Origin of the sequence: Nitrospirillum goiasense (assembly GCF_034427435.1) — a bacterium.
Lineage (GTDB): Bacteria > Pseudomonadota > Alphaproteobacteria > Azospirillales > Azospirillaceae > Nitrospirillum.
Window position 1 is genome coordinate 1,235,192 of record NZ_JAXQNP010000003.1, and the last position, 16,755, is coordinate 1,251,946.

General features: G+C 65.4%; 14 protein-coding genes. 9 read left to right on the top strand and 5 right to left on the bottom strand.

The genetic code is table 11. The features are described 5' to 3' along the window. Positions 1 to 12 precede the first annotated feature (12 nt). The 6 genes from ULB03_RS19790 to ULB03_RS19815 all read left to right on the top strand — a co-directional run bounded on the left by ULB03_RS19790 (position 13) and on the right by ULB03_RS19815 (position 9,923). Entirely contained in the window at positions 13 to 1,872 is a 1,860-nt protein-coding gene (locus tag ULB03_RS19790) for an ABC transporter permease (RefSeq protein WP_322484812.1), read from the top strand. Further along, the gene (locus tag ULB03_RS19795; protein WP_322484813.1) at positions 1,833 to 2,495 is read left to right on the top strand and encodes an ABC transporter permease; all 663 of its coding nucleotides are present in this window, start codon (positions 1,833 to 1,835) and stop codon (positions 2,493 to 2,495) included. The genes ULB03_RS19790 and ULB03_RS19795 overlap by 40 nt, the downstream gene beginning before the upstream one ends. 24 nt (positions 2,496 to 2,519) lie before the next feature. Next, positions 2,520 to 4,967, top strand: a complete 2,448-nt coding sequence (locus ULB03_RS19800) for an ABC transporter permease (RefSeq protein ID WP_322484814.1) — start codon at positions 2,520 to 2,522, stop codon at positions 4,965 to 4,967. Positions 4,968 to 4,991: 24 nt separating this feature from the next. After that, positions 4,992 to 7,442: an ABC transporter permease gene (locus ULB03_RS19805; protein ID WP_322484815.1), complete on the top strand. Its 2,451-nt coding sequence runs from the start codon at positions 4,992 to 4,994 to the stop codon at positions 7,440 to 7,442. 99 nt (positions 7,443 to 7,541) lie between these two features. After that, on the top strand, positions 7,542 to 8,861 hold the full coding sequence (locus tag ULB03_RS19810; RefSeq protein WP_322484816.1) for a glycoside hydrolase family 28 protein: 1,320 nt from the start codon (positions 7,542 to 7,544) through the stop codon (positions 8,859 to 8,861). Positions 8,862 to 9,083: 222 nt separating this feature from the next. After that, positions 9,084 to 9,923, top strand: coding sequence for a fatty acid desaturase family protein (locus ULB03_RS19815; RefSeq protein ID WP_322484817.1), 840 nt, complete (start codon positions 9,084 to 9,086; stop codon positions 9,921 to 9,923). 17 nt (positions 9,924 to 9,940) lie between these two features. Here the strand turns inward: ULB03_RS19815 and ULB03_RS19820 are convergent, their stop codons facing one another. Genes ULB03_RS19820 through ULB03_RS19830 form a run of 3 tightly spaced genes read right to left on the bottom strand, consistent with a single transcriptional unit; the run spans position 9,941 to position 13,763 of the window. Beyond that, the gene (locus ULB03_RS19820) at positions 9,941 to 11,047 is read right to left on the bottom strand and encodes an aromatic ring-hydroxylating oxygenase subunit alpha (RefSeq protein ID WP_322484818.1); all 1,107 of its coding nucleotides are present in this window, start codon (positions 11,045 to 11,047) and stop codon (positions 9,941 to 9,943) included. A gap of 15 nt (positions 11,048 to 11,062) precedes the next feature. Further along, a complete protein-coding gene (locus ULB03_RS19825; RefSeq protein ID WP_322484819.1) occupies positions 11,063 to 12,562 on the bottom strand; it encodes an aminotransferase class I/II-fold pyridoxal phosphate-dependent enzyme in 1,500 nt (499 codons plus the stop codon). A 1-nt stretch (position 12,563) separates the two neighbouring features. Continuing rightward, on the bottom strand, positions 12,564 to 13,763 hold the full coding sequence (locus tag ULB03_RS19830; RefSeq protein ID WP_322484820.1) for a DUF3326 domain-containing protein: 1,200 nt from the start codon (positions 13,761 to 13,763) through the stop codon (positions 12,564 to 12,566). Positions 13,764 to 14,205: 442 nt separating this feature from the next. On the opposite strand from ULB03_RS19830, the gene ULB03_RS19835 reads away from it, so the two are divergent. Both ULB03_RS19835 and ULB03_RS19840 read left to right on the top strand, forming a co-directional pair. Next, the gene (locus ULB03_RS19835) at positions 14,206 to 14,985 is read left to right on the top strand and encodes a threonine/serine dehydratase (RefSeq protein WP_322484821.1); all 780 of its coding nucleotides are present in this window, start codon (positions 14,206 to 14,208) and stop codon (positions 14,983 to 14,985) included. Continuing rightward, a complete protein-coding gene (locus tag ULB03_RS19840) occupies positions 14,949 to 15,182 on the top strand; it encodes a hypothetical protein (protein WP_416211161.1) in 234 nt (77 codons plus the stop codon). Before ULB03_RS19835 ends, ULB03_RS19840 begins: the two co-directional genes overlap by 37 nt. A 45-nt stretch (positions 15,183 to 15,227) precedes the next feature. Here the strand turns inward: ULB03_RS19840 and ULB03_RS19845 are convergent, their stop codons facing one another. Continuing rightward, positions 15,228 to 15,860, bottom strand: a complete 633-nt coding sequence (locus ULB03_RS19845) for a peroxiredoxin (RefSeq protein WP_322484823.1) — start codon at positions 15,858 to 15,860, stop codon at positions 15,228 to 15,230. Between the two features lie 107 nt (positions 15,861 to 15,967). Here ULB03_RS19845 and ULB03_RS19850 point away from each other — a divergent pair, with 107 nt between their 5' ends. Further along, on the top strand, positions 15,968 to 16,180 hold the full coding sequence (locus tag ULB03_RS19850; protein WP_322484824.1) for a hypothetical protein: 213 nt from the start codon (positions 15,968 to 15,970) through the stop codon (positions 16,178 to 16,180). On the opposite strand, the gene ULB03_RS19855 is transcribed toward ULB03_RS19850, so the two are convergent. Then, positions 16,162 to 16,467 (bottom strand): hypothetical protein, encoded by a 306-nt coding sequence (locus ULB03_RS19855; RefSeq protein ID WP_322484825.1) that lies wholly within the window; start codon positions 16,465 to 16,467, stop codon positions 16,162 to 16,164. The two genes, ULB03_RS19850 and ULB03_RS19855, sit on opposite strands and share 19 nt — an antisense overlap. Positions 16,468 to 16,755: the final 288 nt, after the last annotated feature.

Consider the following 16,755-nt stretch of genomic DNA (forward strand, 5'->3'; position numbering starts at 1 on the left):
GGAGTCGCCGTCATGAAGATGTTGGGCAATTTCCTGCGGGTGGCGGTGCGCATCCTGGTACGCGACCGCCTTTACACCCTGCTGAACGTGGCTGGCCTGGCCATTGGCATCGCCGCCGCCAGCATGCTGGGCCTCTATGTCTGGCACGAGACGCGTTACGACGGGTTCTTCCGCAACGCTGATCGCATCTACCGCGTCGACAAGACGGAGCTCATGCCCGGCCGCGAACCCATCACCTACTCCTCCACGCCCAAGCCTCTGGCCCCCCTGCTGCCGCAGGACTTCCCGGAGATTGAAACCAGCGTCCGGGTGCATGACGAACCCGTGGTGGTCAGCCGCGACGGCAGTCCGTTCCGCCAGCACGTGCAACTGGTCGATCCCGACTTTTTCCGCCTGTTCGACCTGCCCTTCGTCGCCGGCGATCCGGCCACGGCGCTGGCCGCCCCCGGCACGGTCGTCCTGACGGAAAGCCTGGCGCGCAAGTATTTCAACGGCGTGGACGTGCTGGGCCGCACCCTGACCCTGACCAACGGCATCACCCTGGCGGTCAGCGGCGTCATCCGCGACCTGCCGACCAACACCCATCTGCGCCGCGACGCCCTGCTGACCAACATCCGCAGCCGGCTGGGCGAGAATGTCGATGGCTGGTTCGCCCGCATGGACACGGTGTGGAACAGCAACTTCCTGCAAACCTACATCCTGGTGAAACCGGGCACGGACCCGGCGGCGCTGACGGCCCGCTTCCCCGCCTTCCTGTCGGCGCGCGACCCCAACTATCTCTCGACCGGCACCAACAAGCCTTCCAAGGCCCTGGTCCTGACCAGCCTCACCCATATCCACACCGATCCGACCGGCGTTCCCGCCAACCTGCTGGGCGTGCTGCACGGCCTGGTCGCCGTGGCGGCCGTGGTGCTGGGCATCGCCGTCGTCAACTTCATCAACCTGTCGACCGCGCGGTCCTCCTTGCGGGTGCGGGAGGTGGCGGTGCGCAAGGCGCTGGGCGCGCCGCGTGGCATGCTGGTCGGCCAGTTCATGGTGGAATCGGTGCTGCTGACCCTGGTGGCGGCGGTCCTGGCCTATGTCCTGTTGGAGGTGGCCATGCCCGCCTCCGTCGCCGCGCTGGGCATCCGCTTTGATCGCGCCTATCTCTACAGCCCCTGGCTGTTGCTGGCCGAATTGCTGGGCGTCGCGGCCGTGGGCGGCCTGGCGGGCCTGTACCCGGCCCTGGTGCTGTCGCGTCCCGCGGCGTCCGTGCTGCTGAAGGGGGGGCCGGTGGCGGCCGGCGGGGCGGGCGTGCGCGCCCTGCTGGTGGTGGCGCAGTTCAGCGCGGCCATCCTGCTGGCCATCGCCACCATCGTCATCTTTCAGCAGACCCGCTACGTCAGCAGCCAGCAACTGGGCTTCGACGCCCAGGGCGTGCTGCTGGTGCGCGAACTGCATCAGCCCGAGGCCCGGGCCCATATCGAGAGTTTCCGCCAGGCGCTGCTGCGCATTCCAGGCGTGGAGCAGGCGGGCGCCGCCTTCCACGCCCCCAGCGACGGTTCGGACAGCACGGACAATTACCATGTGCCGGGCACCGTGGACGACGGCACCATCGTCTTCCGCAGCGAATTCATCGGCCATGACTATCTGCAGGCCATGGGCGTGCGCCTGTTGGCCGGCCGCCTGTTCGACCGCGCCGCCACGGCCGATGCGCTGCGGTCGCCGGGGTTGCCGGGGGGGCGGCGGGCGAGGGGGGCGCGACCGTCCGCCCCACCGATCCGCCGGGCCGCACCGTGGTCCTGTCCTGGCGGGCGGTTCAGCGCCTGGGCTTCCACTCGGCGGAGGAGGCCGTGGGCCGGCAGGTCATTTACGACGTCGACTATCCCCTGACCATCATCGGCGTGGTGGATGATATTCAGTTCAACAGCGCCCGCGTGGCCTTGCAGCCCACGGCGTTCCTGCTGGACGAAAGCGGGCTGGACGTCATGGCCGTGCGCCTGACGCCCGCCGCCGGCGCCGCGACGCTGGCCGCCATCGACCGGCTGTGGAAGGACAGCTTCCCCACCATCCCGGTGAACCGCGAATTCCTGGACGACCATGTGCGTGACACCTACGCCGCCGAACGGCGCCAGGGCACGCTGCTGGCGGGCTTCACCGGCCTCGCCATCCTGATCGCCTGCCTGGGGCTGTTCGGCCTGGCGGCCTTCACCGCCCAGCGGCGGACGAAGGAGATCGGGCTGCGCAAGGTGCTGGGTGCCGGCGTGCCGGACATCGTGCGGCTGCTCGTCTGGCAGTTCAGCAAGCCGGTCATGGTGGCCAACCTGATTGCCTGGCCCCTGGCCTGGCTGGGGCTCAGCCGATGGCTGCAGGGCTACGCCTACCGCATCGCGCTGGACCCGCTGGTCTTCGCCCTGGCCGGCCTCGCGGCCCTGGTGATCGCCTGGGTGACGGTGGCCGGTCACGCCGCCCGGGTGGCGGCGTCCAAGCCGATGGACGCGCTGCGGTACGAGTGACGATCAGGACAGAGGGGGGCGCCGATGCTGATGAACTATTTGCGGGTCGCGGTGCGCGTGCTGGTGCGCCAGCGGCTCTACACCGCCCTCAACATCGCGGGCCTGGCCCTGGGCATCGCCACGGCGGCGATGATCGGCCTCTTCGTCTGGCATGAGATGCACTATGACGGCTTCTTCGCCCATGCCGACCGCATCTACCGCGTGGTGCGCACCTATCGCACCCCCAGCGGCGTGCCGACCACGGTGGCGGCGCAGGCCAAGCCCCTGGGGCCGGCCCTCGCCCGCGATTTTCCGGAAATGGAGGCCGTGGTGCGGGTCAGCGGCCACACCGTGGCGGTGCGCCGCGATGGCGGCGTCTTCGGGGCGCGGGTCACGGTGGCCGATCCGGACTATTTCCGGCTGTTTGACTGGCCCTTCCTGGCGGGCGATCCCGCCACGGCCATCAGCACCCCCGGCACGGTGGTGCTGACCGAGACGGCGGCGCGCAAGTATTTCGGCACCATCGATGCCGTCGGCCAGGTGTTGGCACTGACCTCGGGCGCCAATCTCACAGTGACGGGCGTCATGCGCGACCTGCCGTCCAACACCGTCTTCCGCCTGGAGATGGTGACCAACATCGCCACGCGGTTCAACGACGGCTGGGATGCCATGTTCGCCACCGCCGATGAGGAGTGGACCAACAGCTTCCTGCGCACCTATGTCCTGCTGAAGCCGGGGGTGGACCCGTCGGCGGTGACCGCGCGGCTGCCGGATTTCCTGCTGGCGCGGATGAAGGACTACCTGAACCTGACGACCGGCAAGCCCCACATCACCCAGGCCCTGCAGCCGCTGACCCGCATTCATGTGGAGACCATCAGCGACGATGGCGTGCCTTTGCCGGTGCTGATGACGTTCGTGGGCGTCGCCTTCCTGGTGCTGGGCATCGCCATGGTGAACTTCGTCAACCTGTCGACCGCCCGTTCCTCTCTGCGGGCGCGGGAGGTGGCGATCCGCAAGACCATGGGCGGCCGGCGCGGGGCCCTGGTGGCGCAGTTCCTGGCGGAGTCGCTGCTGCTGTCGGTCATATCGGGGATACTGGCGTTGGTCCTGCTGGAATTGGCCATGCCCCGGTTCCTGGGCGTCCTGGGCCTGCACATGGATCATCGCTTCCTGTCCGGGTGGTGGGTGGTGGCGGTGCTGATCCCCTTGGCGGTGCTTGTGGGCCTGCTGGCGGGCCTGTATCCGGCCCTGGTGCTGTCCCGTCCCCGGCCGGGCGATCTGTTAAGGGGGGGCAAGGGCGGCCCCGGGGGCGGCCGCCTGCGCGCCGCGTTGGTGGTCATCCAGTTCGCCGCCGCCATCGTGCTGGCGATCTGCACCGTCATCATGGTTCAGCAGACGTCCTTCGCCAGCAGCCAGCGCCTGGGCTTCCTGCCGGAAAACGTACTGTTGCTGCGGGGGCTCGACAGTCCGCAGGGCCATGCGCACCAGGATGCCCTGCGCCAAGCCCTGCTGCGCATCCCGGGCGTCGTGCAGGCCGGCGCCACCATGGCGCCGCCGTCCGACGGGTCCGACTGGTTCTCGACCTTCCACCTGCCCGACACGCCGAAGGAAGGGGCCATACGCCTGCGGACCGAGGGCGTGGACATGGGCTACATGGAAACCATGGGCATCCACCTGCTGGCCGGCCGCCTGTTCGATTCCGCCCATCCTGTCGACACCGTCATCGACCGGGGCCAGCCGCCGGAGGACCCGGCGGCCCCCTTGGGGGGCACCATCGTCCTGTCGACGCTCACCGTCTCCCGCCTGGGGCTGGGCACGCCGGAACAGGCGCTGGGCAAAACCCTGATCATGGGGCAGCGTACCGGCCTGACCATCATCGGCGTGGTCGACGATGTGCAGTTCAGCACCGCCCGCGAGGTGCTGGAGCCCACCGCCTACCTCGTCTATCCAGCCCAGGTCGAGGCCATGGCGGTGCGGCTGGCCGCGGGTGGCGGCGGGGCCACCCTGTCCGCCATCGATGCCGCCTGGCGCCGTCTGTACCCCGACCTGCCGGTCAAGCGGGAGTTCATGGACGACAACATCCGCGCCGCTTACGCCGGCGAGCACCAGCAATCCTTGCTGCTGGCGACGTTCGCCGGCCTGGCCATCCTGATCGCCTGCCTGGGCTTGTTCGGCCTGGCGGCCTTCACGGCCGAGCGGCGGACCAAGGAGATCGGCCTGCGCAAGGTGCTGGGCGCCACCATCCCGCAGATCGTCCGCCTGCTGGTCTGGCAATTCAGCCGGCCGGTGGTGGTGGCGGCCCTGATCGCCTGGCCGGTGGCCTGGGTACTGGCGTCGCGCTGGCTGGGTGGCTTCGTCTATCGCATCCAGATGGACCCGCTGGTCTTCGCCCTGGCCGGCTTCGCCGCCCTGCTCATCGCCTGGGTGACGGTGGCGGGCCATGCCGCCCGGGTGGCGGCGGCCAAGCCGGTCCAGGCGCTACGCCACGAGTGATCGCTGGAAAGGAGGGGGGCGCCGATGCTGATGAACCACCTGCGGGTCGCGGTGCGCGTGCTGATACGCCAGCGGCTCTACACCGCCCTCAACATCACGGGTTTGGCCTTGGGCATCGCCACGACGGCCATGATCGGCCTCTTCGTCTGGCATGAGATGCACTTCGATGGCTTTTACGGCGACGCCGGCCGCATTTTCCGCGTACTCCCCACCCAGTACCTGCCCGGCCATGCGACCAGCCGCATGACGGTGACGGCCAAGCCCCTGGGCCCCGTCCTCGCGGCGGACCTGCCGGAGGTGGAGGCCATGGTGCGGGTGGCGCGCCACGCCGTGGTGTTGCGCGACAAGGGCACGCCGGTGGAGGACCGAATTGCGCTGGTGGATGCGCCCTTCTTCCGCCTGTTCGACTTTCCCTTCCTGGCGGGCGATCCCCGAACGGCCCTGGCGGGGCCGGGCACCGTGGTCCTGACGGAGGGGCAGGCCCGCCGCTATTTCGGCACGACGGAGGCTTTGGGCCTGACCTTGACCCTGACGTCGGGCGCCGGGTTGGTGGTGACGGGCGTGGTGCGGGATCTGCCGTCCAACACCCTGTTCAGCCGCGACACGCCCGTCCAGATTTGGACCAACATCGCCACCAAGTTCCAGGACGGCTGGGACCCCCTGTTCGCCGCCAAGGATACCCGGTGGCGGGATGAGTTCCTTCAAACTTTCGTGATGCTGCGGCCGGGTGTCAGCCCGGCGACCCTGGCGCCGCGCTTCCCGGCCTTGCTGGCGGCCTACCGCGAAGGCATGGAGGTCGTGGCCCCGGGCCTGGTGGAAACCCTGGAACTGCAGCCGCTGACGGCCATGCACACCGAGCCGATGGAGGACAGGGGCATTTCCCCGGCCACGCTGACGGGGTTCGTGGGCATCGCCGGCCTGGTGCTGGCCATCGCCGTCGTCAATTTCGTGAACCTGTCGACGGCGCGCTCTTCTTTGAGGGCGCGCGAGGTTGCCATCCGCAAGACCTTGGGTGGCCGGCGCGGTCAACTGGTGGCGCAGTTCCTGCTGGAATCGATGCTGCTGGCCCTGGTGGCCGGCCTGTTGGGGCTGGTGCTGGTGGAACTGGCCATGCCGCGTTTCCTGCGCCTTCTGGACCTGCGGCTGGATGCGGGCTTCCTGTCCGGTACCTGGCTGGTCGCGGCCATTTCGCCGTTGGTGCTGGTTGTCGGTCTGGTGGGTGGCCTCTATCCTGCTTACGACCTGTCGCGGCCCCGGCCCACCGACCTGCTTCGGGCTCGCCGGGCGGGCGGCGGCGGGCGGCTGCGCGCCGCCCTGGTCATGCTGCAATTCACGGTGGCCATCGTGTTGGGTATCGCTACCGTCGTCATCGGCCAACAGACCCGCTATGCCAGTACGCAGAACCTTGGCTTTCGGGCGGAGGGGGCGGTGGTGCTGCGCGGACTGGACCGACCGGCGGGACTGGCTGGCATCGACACATTGCGCGACGCGCTGCGACGGATCCCGGGCATCGCCGCTGTCGGTGCCGCCGCCAACGTTCCCAGCGACCGCAGCGAATGGACCAACAACTACCGCCTGCCGGAGGCGCCGGCGGGCGCGCCCGACCTGCTGATCCGTACTGAGCAGGTGGACGCGGATTATCTGCAGGCCCTGGGCGTGCCCTTGCGGGCGGGACGCCTGTTCGACCCGGCGCGGCCTGGCGACATCACCAGCCACGCCGCCCTGCGGGCGGGTGGCGGCGGCGTCACCATTCCCGTCGTGCTGTCGGGCACGGCGGTACGGCGCCTGGGCTTGGCCACACCGGAACAGGCGGTGGGACGGACGGTGATGTATGGCGGCGGCACCGCGCTGACCATCATCGGCGTGGTGGACGACGTGCAGTTCGACAGCGCCCATTCCGGTTTCGAGCCCACGATTTACCTCGCCATGCATGACGACCGCTCCGTCCTGCTGGTGCGCCTGTCGCCCACGGCCGACGGCGCCACCCTGGCCGCCATTGATGATACCTGGCGCCGGCTGTTCCCGGACCTGCCGCTGACGCGGGAATTCCTGGATGATCACATCCGGCAGGTCTACGCCGACGAGGCGCGGCAGGGGGATCTTCTGGCCCTGTTCTCCTGCCTGGCCATCCTGATCGCCTGCCTGGGCCTGTTCGGTCTGGCGGCGTTCATGGCGGAACGGCGCACCAAGGAGATCGGCTTGCGCAAGGTGCTGGGCGCCGGTGTGGCCGACATCGTGCGCCTGCTGGTTTGGCAATTCAGCAAGCCGGTACTGGTGGCCAACCTGATCGCCTGGCCTGTCGCCTGGGTCCTGATGGGCCGCTGGCTGGGCGGCTTCGTCTATCGCATCCAGATGGACCCGCTGGTCTTCGCGCTGGCCAGCCTTGGGGCCTTGCTGATCGCCTGGATCACGGTGGCGGGCCACGCCGCGCGGGTGGCGGCGGCCAAACCGGTGCAGGCGTTACGTTACGAGTGATCCCCCGGTACTTGCGCCAGTGCGACACCGTGCCGTTTGACCTCTTTGGGGACTCTTAACTCTATTGCCTTGAATCCCCATCAAGGACAGCGGTATCGCATGGTCCGGGCCCTTATCTCGATGATTTTGCTTGGCGCCGTCCTCCTGGCCGCACCCGCGGAGGCGCAGGATCGCCGGGCGGTCGGCGAGCCCAGCCTGCCGGCACAGGTCTGCGCCACCCTGTCCCCGTCGACCGCCTCTGCGGAGGGCCGCTGGCCCGAGGAGACCGGGCGGCTGCAATCGGCGATCGACCATTGTTCCTCCGGCGGCGCCGTCCGCCTGGTTGCCGATGCCAAGGGCGGACGTTTCCTCAGCGGACCGCTCACCATGAAGTCCGGTGTCACGCTGTGGATCGACCGGGGCGCCACGCTCAGCGCCGTCCCGGACCCCCGCGCCTATGACACCGGGGCGCGTCTCTGCGGCTCCATCGCGGCGAAGGGGAACGGCTGCCTGCCCTTCATCACCTTCAAGGGGACGACCGGCGGCGGCATCGTCGGCGATGGCGAGATTGACGGCCTGGGGGGTGCGGTCATGGTCGGGCATGATGAGACGTGGTGGCAGATGGCCCGCCGCGCCGACAAGGAAGGCGGCAAGCAGAACAACCCCCGGCTGATCCAGGCGGATCGTGCCCGCGACCTGACCTTCTATCGCATCACCTTGCGTAACGCGGCCAACTTCCATGTGATGCTGAGCGAGGTCGAGGGCGCGACCTTCTGGGGTGTGAAAATCGATACACCGGCCGACGCCCGCAACACCGACGGCATCGATCCCGCCGCGTCGCAGGACATCACCATCGCCCACAGCTCTATCCGCACCGGCGACGATAATATCGCGATCAAGGCCGGCAAGGGTGCCACCCGCCATGTCTCGATCCTGGACGACCATTTCTACTGGGGCCACGGCCTGTCGATCGGTAGCGAGACCAACGCGGGGGTCAGCGACATCCTGGTCCGCAATGTGACGCTCGACGGGACCACCTCGGGCCTGCGGATCAAGAGCGATGTCAGCCGCGGCGGCCTGGTCACCCGAGTGCGCTATGAGGATGTGTGCCTGCGCGACAATCAAAAGCCGATTGATTTCGACACCCGCTATGACGCCAGCGCCCGGGGCCTGTCGATCCCCGTCTATGAGGCGATCAGCCTGCACGATGTGACGGGGGCGGACGGCAGGCTGATCCTGCGCGGCCATGACCCCGACCATCGCCTCACGGTCCAGTTTGACGGGGTGCGGTTTGGGCAGGGCGCGACCTGGCAGGTCGAAAATGCGGAACTGTTCGCCGGGGCGGGCGGGGTCTCCCCCACGCCGCCCGGCCTTACCCTGACACCGGCGGCGGGCCCTGCCCCCGATTGCGCGGGACGCTGGGCGCCCTTTCCGGAATAAGCGCTCTGGTTCCTCTGCTGGGCCCGCTGCCGGGGTCTTGCCTGCGGGGTGGCGCCGGGCATCCCTGGGTGAATCTCTCGACGGATCAATTCCGGTTAAGGCTGTGCGGGGGAATGACGTGAGTCGGTTGACATCTAAAAGTTGACATATCCCTCAAATAATCGATTATAGGTGAATACTCTCCTGCGGTTTTTGCGCCAGCCATAGAAAAAGGGGGCATCTGTGGCAAATCTTCCGAAAGATTTCGTGGAACGTAATGCTTGGCGAGGCGCTTTAGCGATCATTCGGGATTGGGGCGCCATAATTGCCATCGCCGTCACTAGCTATACCATTGGTGGTCCCATTGTCTATTTGATTGCTGTCTGGTTGATCGGTGCATTTCAGTTCGCGCTAACTGAGGCATTATTGCATGAGGCATCCCATTATAATCTTTTCCCACAGAAAAAATGGAATGACAGGGCCGAGATATTACTAGGCCTTCCATTTTTCCGGACCGTGAAACAGTTCCGTATCGAGCACCGTTTGCATCACGCTAAGCTAGGTCAGCCTGACGATCCAATTATCGTGGATTATAAGGCTCATGGATTGTTGAATGGTCCAATAAACTTAACATGGATTTGGTTTATTAAGCCGTTTATCGGGTATGCTGGCTACTATTACTGTCGTGCATTGTCGCTTAGTCCAAGGAAAGAGGGATTAAAGATATTAACTTTCTGGACAATAGTGCTATTCATTGTATTTGAGGTTGGAATTTTTAAGCTTATTTTGCTGTATTGGATAATTCCATTCTTTTGGTGTTGTATGAGCTTCTTGTATTGGTCGGAGATTACCGATCATTATCTGGCCAAAAATGGAACGAGGTCGAATTTGAGCCCGGTTAAGAATTTTCTGCACCATAATAATGGATATCACTATATACATCATAAGTATGCAAATATTCCCTGGTACCGCTTGCCGGACGCGGCTCGCTCCATTGCGCCGGACGGTGGTGAAGTTTGCTATAGTTTCCTTGATACATACAAATGTCTGCGTCGTGCGGCATCATTCATTCAAATTCAATAATGAGGATTTGGGGTCTTTCAGTCACGCCGCAGGTATGGTGCAACAGAATTTACCAGTCCGCTGTGGAATATTCTAACGCTGTCTTCCATCGTGGGGTGGTATGTGGCGTGGCCAATAGTGTTGGCCGGATTGCGCGTGGCCAGCACTGCCCTGCCGCGATGCAGTGATTCATGAGCTTTGTCATCTTGCCACTGGTTTTCATGATAAGCGGCACGCGTCAGCGCCGGAAATTCGGGCACGCGCTCCAAAGCCTTCGGATCATAATAGAATTCCCTGATCATCAGCGTGATCTCGGCAGAATTTGGGATGTACGTGGTGACAACAAAGGTAAATGGAAACCACTCCATGAACACATTAGGAGAATAAAGGCAGATAAGGGCGGCAAAGTCTGGAAACTTCCCATCATTGGTTTTGATAATCGCCTGTTGCCATTGTTCGAACGCCACGGAATCCGGATTATGATGAAAGTCTGGATGAGGTTTCATTTCTTGCCACATGAGATGTGGTGAGTCGAAAGCGCCATCGTTGGCGTACCAGGAACCCTGCGCCACGAAACGGCTTAAGCCAGGGTGGATGAAGGGGGCGTGATAGTTTTCAAGATAGACCTCAACCGGAATCTTCCAATTAACCGGCTGTTCCTCTTCATCACAATCCACGAACCTATAGTGACTGACGTCCAATTCCGGCCTTTGCGATAGGGATGCCAGGTCCGCTTCGACATTCCGGTTGCCGGCGAACAAGATGCCGTTCCAATTATAGACGGGCCGGGATGCAAGGCTGACGCAAGGCTTCTCCTTGTAAAGCGGTGCACCGATCAACTGGCCTTGCAAGTCGTATGTCCAGCGATGCATGGGGCACACCAAAGCCCGGGCAACCCCTTGGCCCCGCAGAATTTCATGTCCCCGATGGGCGCAGATATTATCCATGAGGCGCAACTGTCCGTTGGACCGGACCAGGGCATGGGTATGACGGCGCTGCGCCACGGTCAGAAAGCCGCCATCGGCGGTGACTCGTGACACGCAGCCCACGTAATCGGGTGCTGCGGCGAAAACGCTGTTTTGCTCCGCCTTCAGGACACGGGGATCCACATACCAGGATGCGGGAAGGACGGTATCGTCGGGCATTTCGGCTTTTCCCTGTTACCGCGTGGTTGTGGGCTCCAGAACCGTGATGGTTTTCAAGGTGGGGTCCTGGGCGTAGATGACGGTGGGACGCGCCACCAGTTCGCGGCAGCGGGCGATGATGTAATCAGTCACAACCTCGCCGGAGCATATCAATGGGATTCCCGGCGGATACATGCTGATGGTTTCCCCGCAGACACTGCCTAAGGCCGCCTCCAGCGCCACGCGGCGGCGAGGTCTCATGAATGCCTCCCGCGGGGCCAGGGCTATGGTCGGCGCTGGAAAGACATGCTCCCGGTCGTCCGTGGGCAGCACCGGGCCGCGACAGTCCCGCGCCATGTGGCGCAGGGCGTTCGCCAGGCGCGCATGGGCCTCTGGGGTATCGGAAGGATCAAGGAGGCAGACGATGTTGCGCCCATCGCAGAACTCATCGTAAAGGCCGTACTTGTTCAGCAGCAGCCGCTCGCAGGCATGGCCATCAAGGCCTAGGCCCGAAACGTCGATGGTCAACCGTAAGGGGTCGCGGAAGCAGCCGGCCAGGGCGGGGTGTTCGGCGGTTTCCAAGGGCCGTAAGCCGTCGATGCGGGCCAGCACCGCATGAAGGCGGGCGGAAGCCAGGAATGCCTGGGTGAATAGGGCGCTCCCGTTTCGAGCCATATGCCGCCGCGCCAGGTCCAGGCTGGCCATCAGAATGTAGTTGGAACTGGTGCTGCTGAGCAGGTTGATGGCGGCACGGACCCTCTCCGGATCCAGTAGGGTTTCCTTCCCCAGCAGCAATTGAGCGGTACCGACGAGCGACCCCAATGTCTTGTGTGGGCTTTGAACCGCCGCGTCTGCGCCTGCTGATAAGGCGGTGGGGATCGCCGCGTGGCCGTAGAACATGAGATGGGCGCCATGCGCCTCGTCGACCAGCAGCGGAATGCCCCGTGCGTGACACAGCTTGGCTATGGCATGCAGGGGACGGCCCAGGCCATAGTAGGTAGGATAGGTCAACAGCACGGCGCGTGCGTCCGGGTTGTCCATCAGACAAGTCTCGATATCGCTGTCCGTAGGCGGTATCGGCCCGGCCGCTTCCAGCCAGCGCTGCGGCAGATAAACCGGAACCGCGCCGCTAAGGGTCAGGGCCGCCAGGGTTGAGACATGGACCTGACGCGGTAGGATGATCTTGTCACCATGGTTCAGCGCCGCCAGTATCATGGCCTGCACGCCGATGGTCGCGCCATTGACCAGGAAGAAGCAGGCGCCGCCACCCATCAACTCCGCCGCCAACGCCTGCGCGTCGGCCAGACAGCCCGAAGGGTGGAACACGGAGTCCAGCGTATCCATGGAGGGCAGGTCGCAGGCCAGACCAACGGGCGTCAACAATTGCTCCAAGCCCGGCAGCGCATGCGTTCCACGGTGGGCGGGTGTATGGAACGGCTGGATGCCTCGGGCGGAGTACTGCGTCAGCGCGTCGAAAAGGGGCGCCCGATCGTGCCTTTCGGCGACCTTACCGAACTGAGGGTTGTGCACCGCCATGTCAATAAATGGAGACGGGCGTGGGGTCGAGCGGCCGGCGGACCGCGTTGGGGTTGAGGCCGGCCTTGAAGGCCGCAATCAAGCCCGCAGCCTCCAGGTAACTGCGGACGACATGAAGCTGTCCCGCCGCGAAAGGTAGGCGATGAAGATCGTTTTGCATCATGTTGCGGTTTTCCGCGACGGCGATCACTGGAATCCCTTGTGCCGCGGCCGCGATGACGGGCAGACCCACCGCTCCCGCCGGCACCACCAGGCAAGAGACGTCCTCGACATTGATGACGGACGGGTCATAGACGAGGTCTGGGTTCAGGACCACCGCGGGCGCCCGATGCAGGCCCTTCATGAGGCAGTACATGAAACTGGTTGAAATCGCTTCCCCAGCTTTACGCGGGTCGATCCTTCCGTAATCCTGGGTGCGTAAAGACAAATCTTCCAAGGTGGGGGCGTGCGCCGACTGTAACCCGGTCAATGTGGACACTGCGTGGGTGAAAACCGCTTCGGCGCCGCCCCAGGGATTGGGGCCGCCGTCCTGGAAATAGCTTGCATACATCGCGCTGCTGTCCGCGGAAGGGACAATGCGGGTTGAGAGCGCAATGGCATCGTGGCTGCCCCGCTCTCGCTCAATGACGGATAACAATCGTTCCAGTCCTTGCAGCCGCCCCATCGCCCGTCCCGAAGGCGCGCGCTCCATATGGACGGAAAGGCCGTCGCTCAGCACCACGACCTTGGCATTGGCGATGCCAAGGGTGGCGCGGGCCGCGCTGACGGTGTTGACGACCTGGTCCACGGCCCAGGGCCCGTCCTCGCGTTGTTCCGTCACCACCAGTATGCGATTGCTACGGACATGGCGCAGGCCGGCCGACCCCATCAACAAACGGCAGATCAGGCTGCCCTCGACATAGAGGCAATTGTCGGTCTGTTCATTGATGTCCGATGCGTTGACGACATTGGGATGGACAATCAAATGATCGCACACCGACGCGAGCAGGCGGGCTGCTGGTGTCGCATCGCCGGCGTGGCCACCGATTTCGCAGTCTATACCCGTTGGCACCAGCATGACGGCGTTGAAGGCGTTCACCCGGGCAAAGCGCCGAGGGCGGAAATCAAAGATGGAGGGGAAGGGAGGCGTTGTCCCGCCTTCCACCGTGTCGACTTCACAGGACCAGCCATCGCCTGACATCCCGGTGATCGCCAGCCTCAACGGATGCACGCCAGGGGGGCATAAGCGCGTTATTTGGCGCCGAACGTGGTCTATTGTGTCCGATCCCGCTGGGACGGGCCTGATTATTCCCGCGATCGACGATATCTTCATTCCGCTCTCGCCCGATGGTTCTTACCCTGCTTAAGAGGAACACGGACCCACCTTCCGGTGGATATTGAATGCCACAAATGCCCCTCATGATTGAGTAACCATATTGTCATGATTCGTAGGGTGTCAATCCACCTCTATGATCTTTTTCAAAGAGCGTTCGGACGCATGGTTCTCCTGTAAATAGTAAACTATGGGGTGTTTAAGCGGATGGGTCGTCGCTGGTGTCATGATGAATTGCGGGGGCAAGCCATGTCGCCGCCCATCTTGCGCCACCTCCTGAGCGGTGCCAGCCTGCTTCCCTCGCACATATGGAAGGGGATGGGGCATGGGCATGGCGGTGACGGGCGCGGATGTCGAGGCGGCGGCGGACCTGCTGGCGGGCAAGGCGGTGGTGACGCCGCTGCTCACCAACGCGGCCCTGGACGCGGTGGTGGGGGCCCGGGTTCTCCTGAAGCCCGAGGTGCTGCAGCGCACCGGCTCCTTCAAGTTCCGCGGCGCCTATAACCGCCTGGGCCGCCTGACGGCCGAGGAGAGGGCGCGGGGTGTCGTCGCCTGGTCCTCCGGCAACCATGCCCAGGGTGTGGCGGAGGCCGCGCGGCTGGTCGGCACCAAGGCCACCATCGTCATGCCGGCCGACGCCCCCGCCATCAAGGTGGCCGGCACGCGCGCCCTGGGGGCCGAGATCGTCTTCTACGACCGCTACACCGAGGATCGCGAGGTCATCGGGCGGGAGCTCAGCGCCCGCACCGGGGCGGTGCTGGTCCCTTCCTATGACGATGTCCACATCATCGCCGGCCAGGGCACGGTGGGGTTGGAGATCGGGCGCCAGGCGGCGGCCTTGGGCCTGACGGTGGACGCCTGCCTGGTGAATTGCAGCGGCGGTGGCCTGGCCACCGGCACGGCCCTGGGCCTCAAGCAAACCTTCCCCGGCGCCCGCGTGCACACGGCGGAGCCGGAAGGCTTCGATGACATGGCGCGGTCGCTGGCGGCCGGGGAACGGCTGGCCAACGCGCCGGGGGGAAGTCCTCCTGCGACGCCTTGCTGTCCCCCAGCCCGGGCACCATCACCTTCCCCTTGGCCCAGATCCTGCTGGGCCCCGGCCTGGTGGTGACGGAGGCGGAGGTGCGCGCCGCCATGCGGTTCGCGGCGGCGAACCTGAAGCTGGTGGTGGAGCCGGGCGGGGCGGCGGCGCTGGCGGCCCTGCTGTCCGGCAAGGTGGATGCCGCCGGACGGACCATCGCCGTGGTGCTGTCGGGCGGCAACGTTGATCCGGCGTTCTATGCCGAGGTGCTGAAGGAAGCGGCCTGAGGGCGAAGGCCGGCCGCACGGGATGCGGCCGGCCGCCAACTGAGATTATTTCGGCTGCGGAACAATGCGCAGATAGGGCTTGGGCGCTGTCCACCCGTCCGGGAACTTGGCCTTGGCGGCCTCGTCCGACACCGACAGGGCGATGATGACGTCACCGCCCGCTTGCCAGTCGGCTGGGGTGGCCACGCTGTGCCGGTCAGTCAGTTGCAGGCTGTCGATCACCCGCAGGATTTCGTGGAAGTTGCGGCCCGTGGTCTGCGGATAGGTCAGCAGCAGGCGCACCTTCTTCTTGGGATCGATGACGAACACGGTGCGCACCGTGTGTGTCTCGTCATGGTTGGGGTGGATCATGTCGTAAAGGGCGGCCACCGCGCGGTCCGGGTCGGCGATCAGGGCGAAGTTCAGGGCGGCACCCTGCGTTTCCTCGATGTCCCGGGCCCAGTCGCGGTGGCTGCCCACCGGGTCCACCGACAGGCCGATGGGCTTCACGCCGCGCTTGTCGAATTCCGGCTTCAGCCGGGCGACAGCCCCCAGCTCGGTGGTGCAGACCGGCGTGAAGTCGCGCGGGTGGGAGAACAGCACGGCCCAGCCGTCGCCGATCCAGTCATGGAAACGGATGGGGCCTTCCGATGTGTCGGCCTGGAAGTCGGGGGCGATGTCGCCCAGTCGCAGGGTCATGGCGTATCCTCCGGGGGTGGTGCCGGCGGGGTTGGCAGCGCCGGCGATGATGCGCTATCGAAAAGGCCCGGCGCTCCCGCGCCGGATAGGCTGAGAGGGTGGATGGCATGGAACTCGAGGATCGGTTGGCGGTGAAGCTGCTGGCCCAGGCCCAGGCCCTGCTGGGCAAGGCGATGAACGAGACGCTGTGCACGCACCCCGACCGTCGCCTGGTGCGCGCGCTGGTGACGGACGCCCAGGCGATGATCGCCGAGTTCGGGGAAACCTATTTCGAGGAAAGGGCCGGGGCCCCGGCCGGGGATCAGGCCGCCTCGGGCTGACCCGGGCTGGTGGGGCCTTCCCAGCTGCGCCAGATTTGGCCGCGGCTGTCGCGGGTGCGGCGCTGGTCGGCCAAGGCGGCCTCCAGGCTGCTCACCGCCCGTTCCACGGCCCGCACGCTGCGGAACCGTTGCCCGTCCAGGGCTTGGAACAGGGTGTTCGAGGCGAAGAACTGGACGTCCCGGCCGTCCTGCACGGCCAGCCCCGCCGTGTGGCGGGCGGTCTCGATGATGACCGCGGCGGGCGCGGGCGCCCGGACGATGTCCTGATTTTGAAGTCGCTGGCTCATGGTGAGCTCCCTCTACACCCCCGCCATTACGGGGGTGTGAAAACAACACGATGGTTTTGTGGCTCGGGGCCCTGGGGCCCGGAACGGTGCGGCTGGGCCCGGCGGGACGCGGCATGCGCGTCCGGCGGGGCATCAACAGCGGCAATCCATGCGCATGAGGCGACAGCGTCCGCCCATGGCCGGCAGGGCGGCGACGGGCGTGGAAACTCGGGACGGATACGCGTGTGGGAAAGTACTGGTCATTGCCTGGTCCTTCACGTTCCGGAGAACCACGAAGGGGCTTCGTGG

Coding starts and splice junctions, on each gene's coding strand:
- ULB03_RS19790 (WP_322484812.1), top strand. CDS start 13: ATGAAGATGTTGGGCAATTTCCTGCGGGTGGCGGTGCGCATCCTGGTA.
- ULB03_RS19800 (WP_322484814.1), top strand. CDS start 2,520: ATGCTGATGAACTATTTGCGGGTCGCGGTGCGCGTGCTGGTGCGCCAG.
- ULB03_RS19805 (WP_322484815.1), top strand. CDS start 4,992: ATGCTGATGAACCACCTGCGGGTCGCGGTGCGCGTGCTGATACGCCAG.
- ULB03_RS19810 (WP_322484816.1), top strand. CDS start 7,542: ATGGTCCGGGCCCTTATCTCGATGATTTTGCTTGGCGCCGTCCTCCTG.
- ULB03_RS19820 (WP_322484818.1), bottom strand. CDS start 11,047: ATGCCCGACGATACCGTCCTTCCCGCATCCTGGTATGTGGATCCCCGT.
- ULB03_RS19825 (WP_322484819.1), bottom strand. CDS start 12,562: ATGGCGGTGCACAACCCTCAGTTCGGTAAGGTCGCCGAAAGGCACGAT.
- ULB03_RS19835 (WP_322484821.1), top strand. CDS start 14,206: ATGGCGGTGACGGGCGCGGATGTCGAGGCGGCGGCGGACCTGCTGGCG.
- ULB03_RS19845 (WP_322484823.1), bottom strand. CDS start 15,860: ATGACCCTGCGACTGGGCGACATCGCCCCCGACTTCCAGGCCGACACA.
- ULB03_RS19850 (WP_322484824.1), top strand. CDS start 15,968: ATGGAACTCGAGGATCGGTTGGCGGTGAAGCTGCTGGCCCAGGCCCAG.
- ULB03_RS19855 (WP_322484825.1), bottom strand. CDS start 16,467: ATGAGCCAGCGACTTCAAAATCAGGACATCGTCCGGGCGCCCGCGCCC.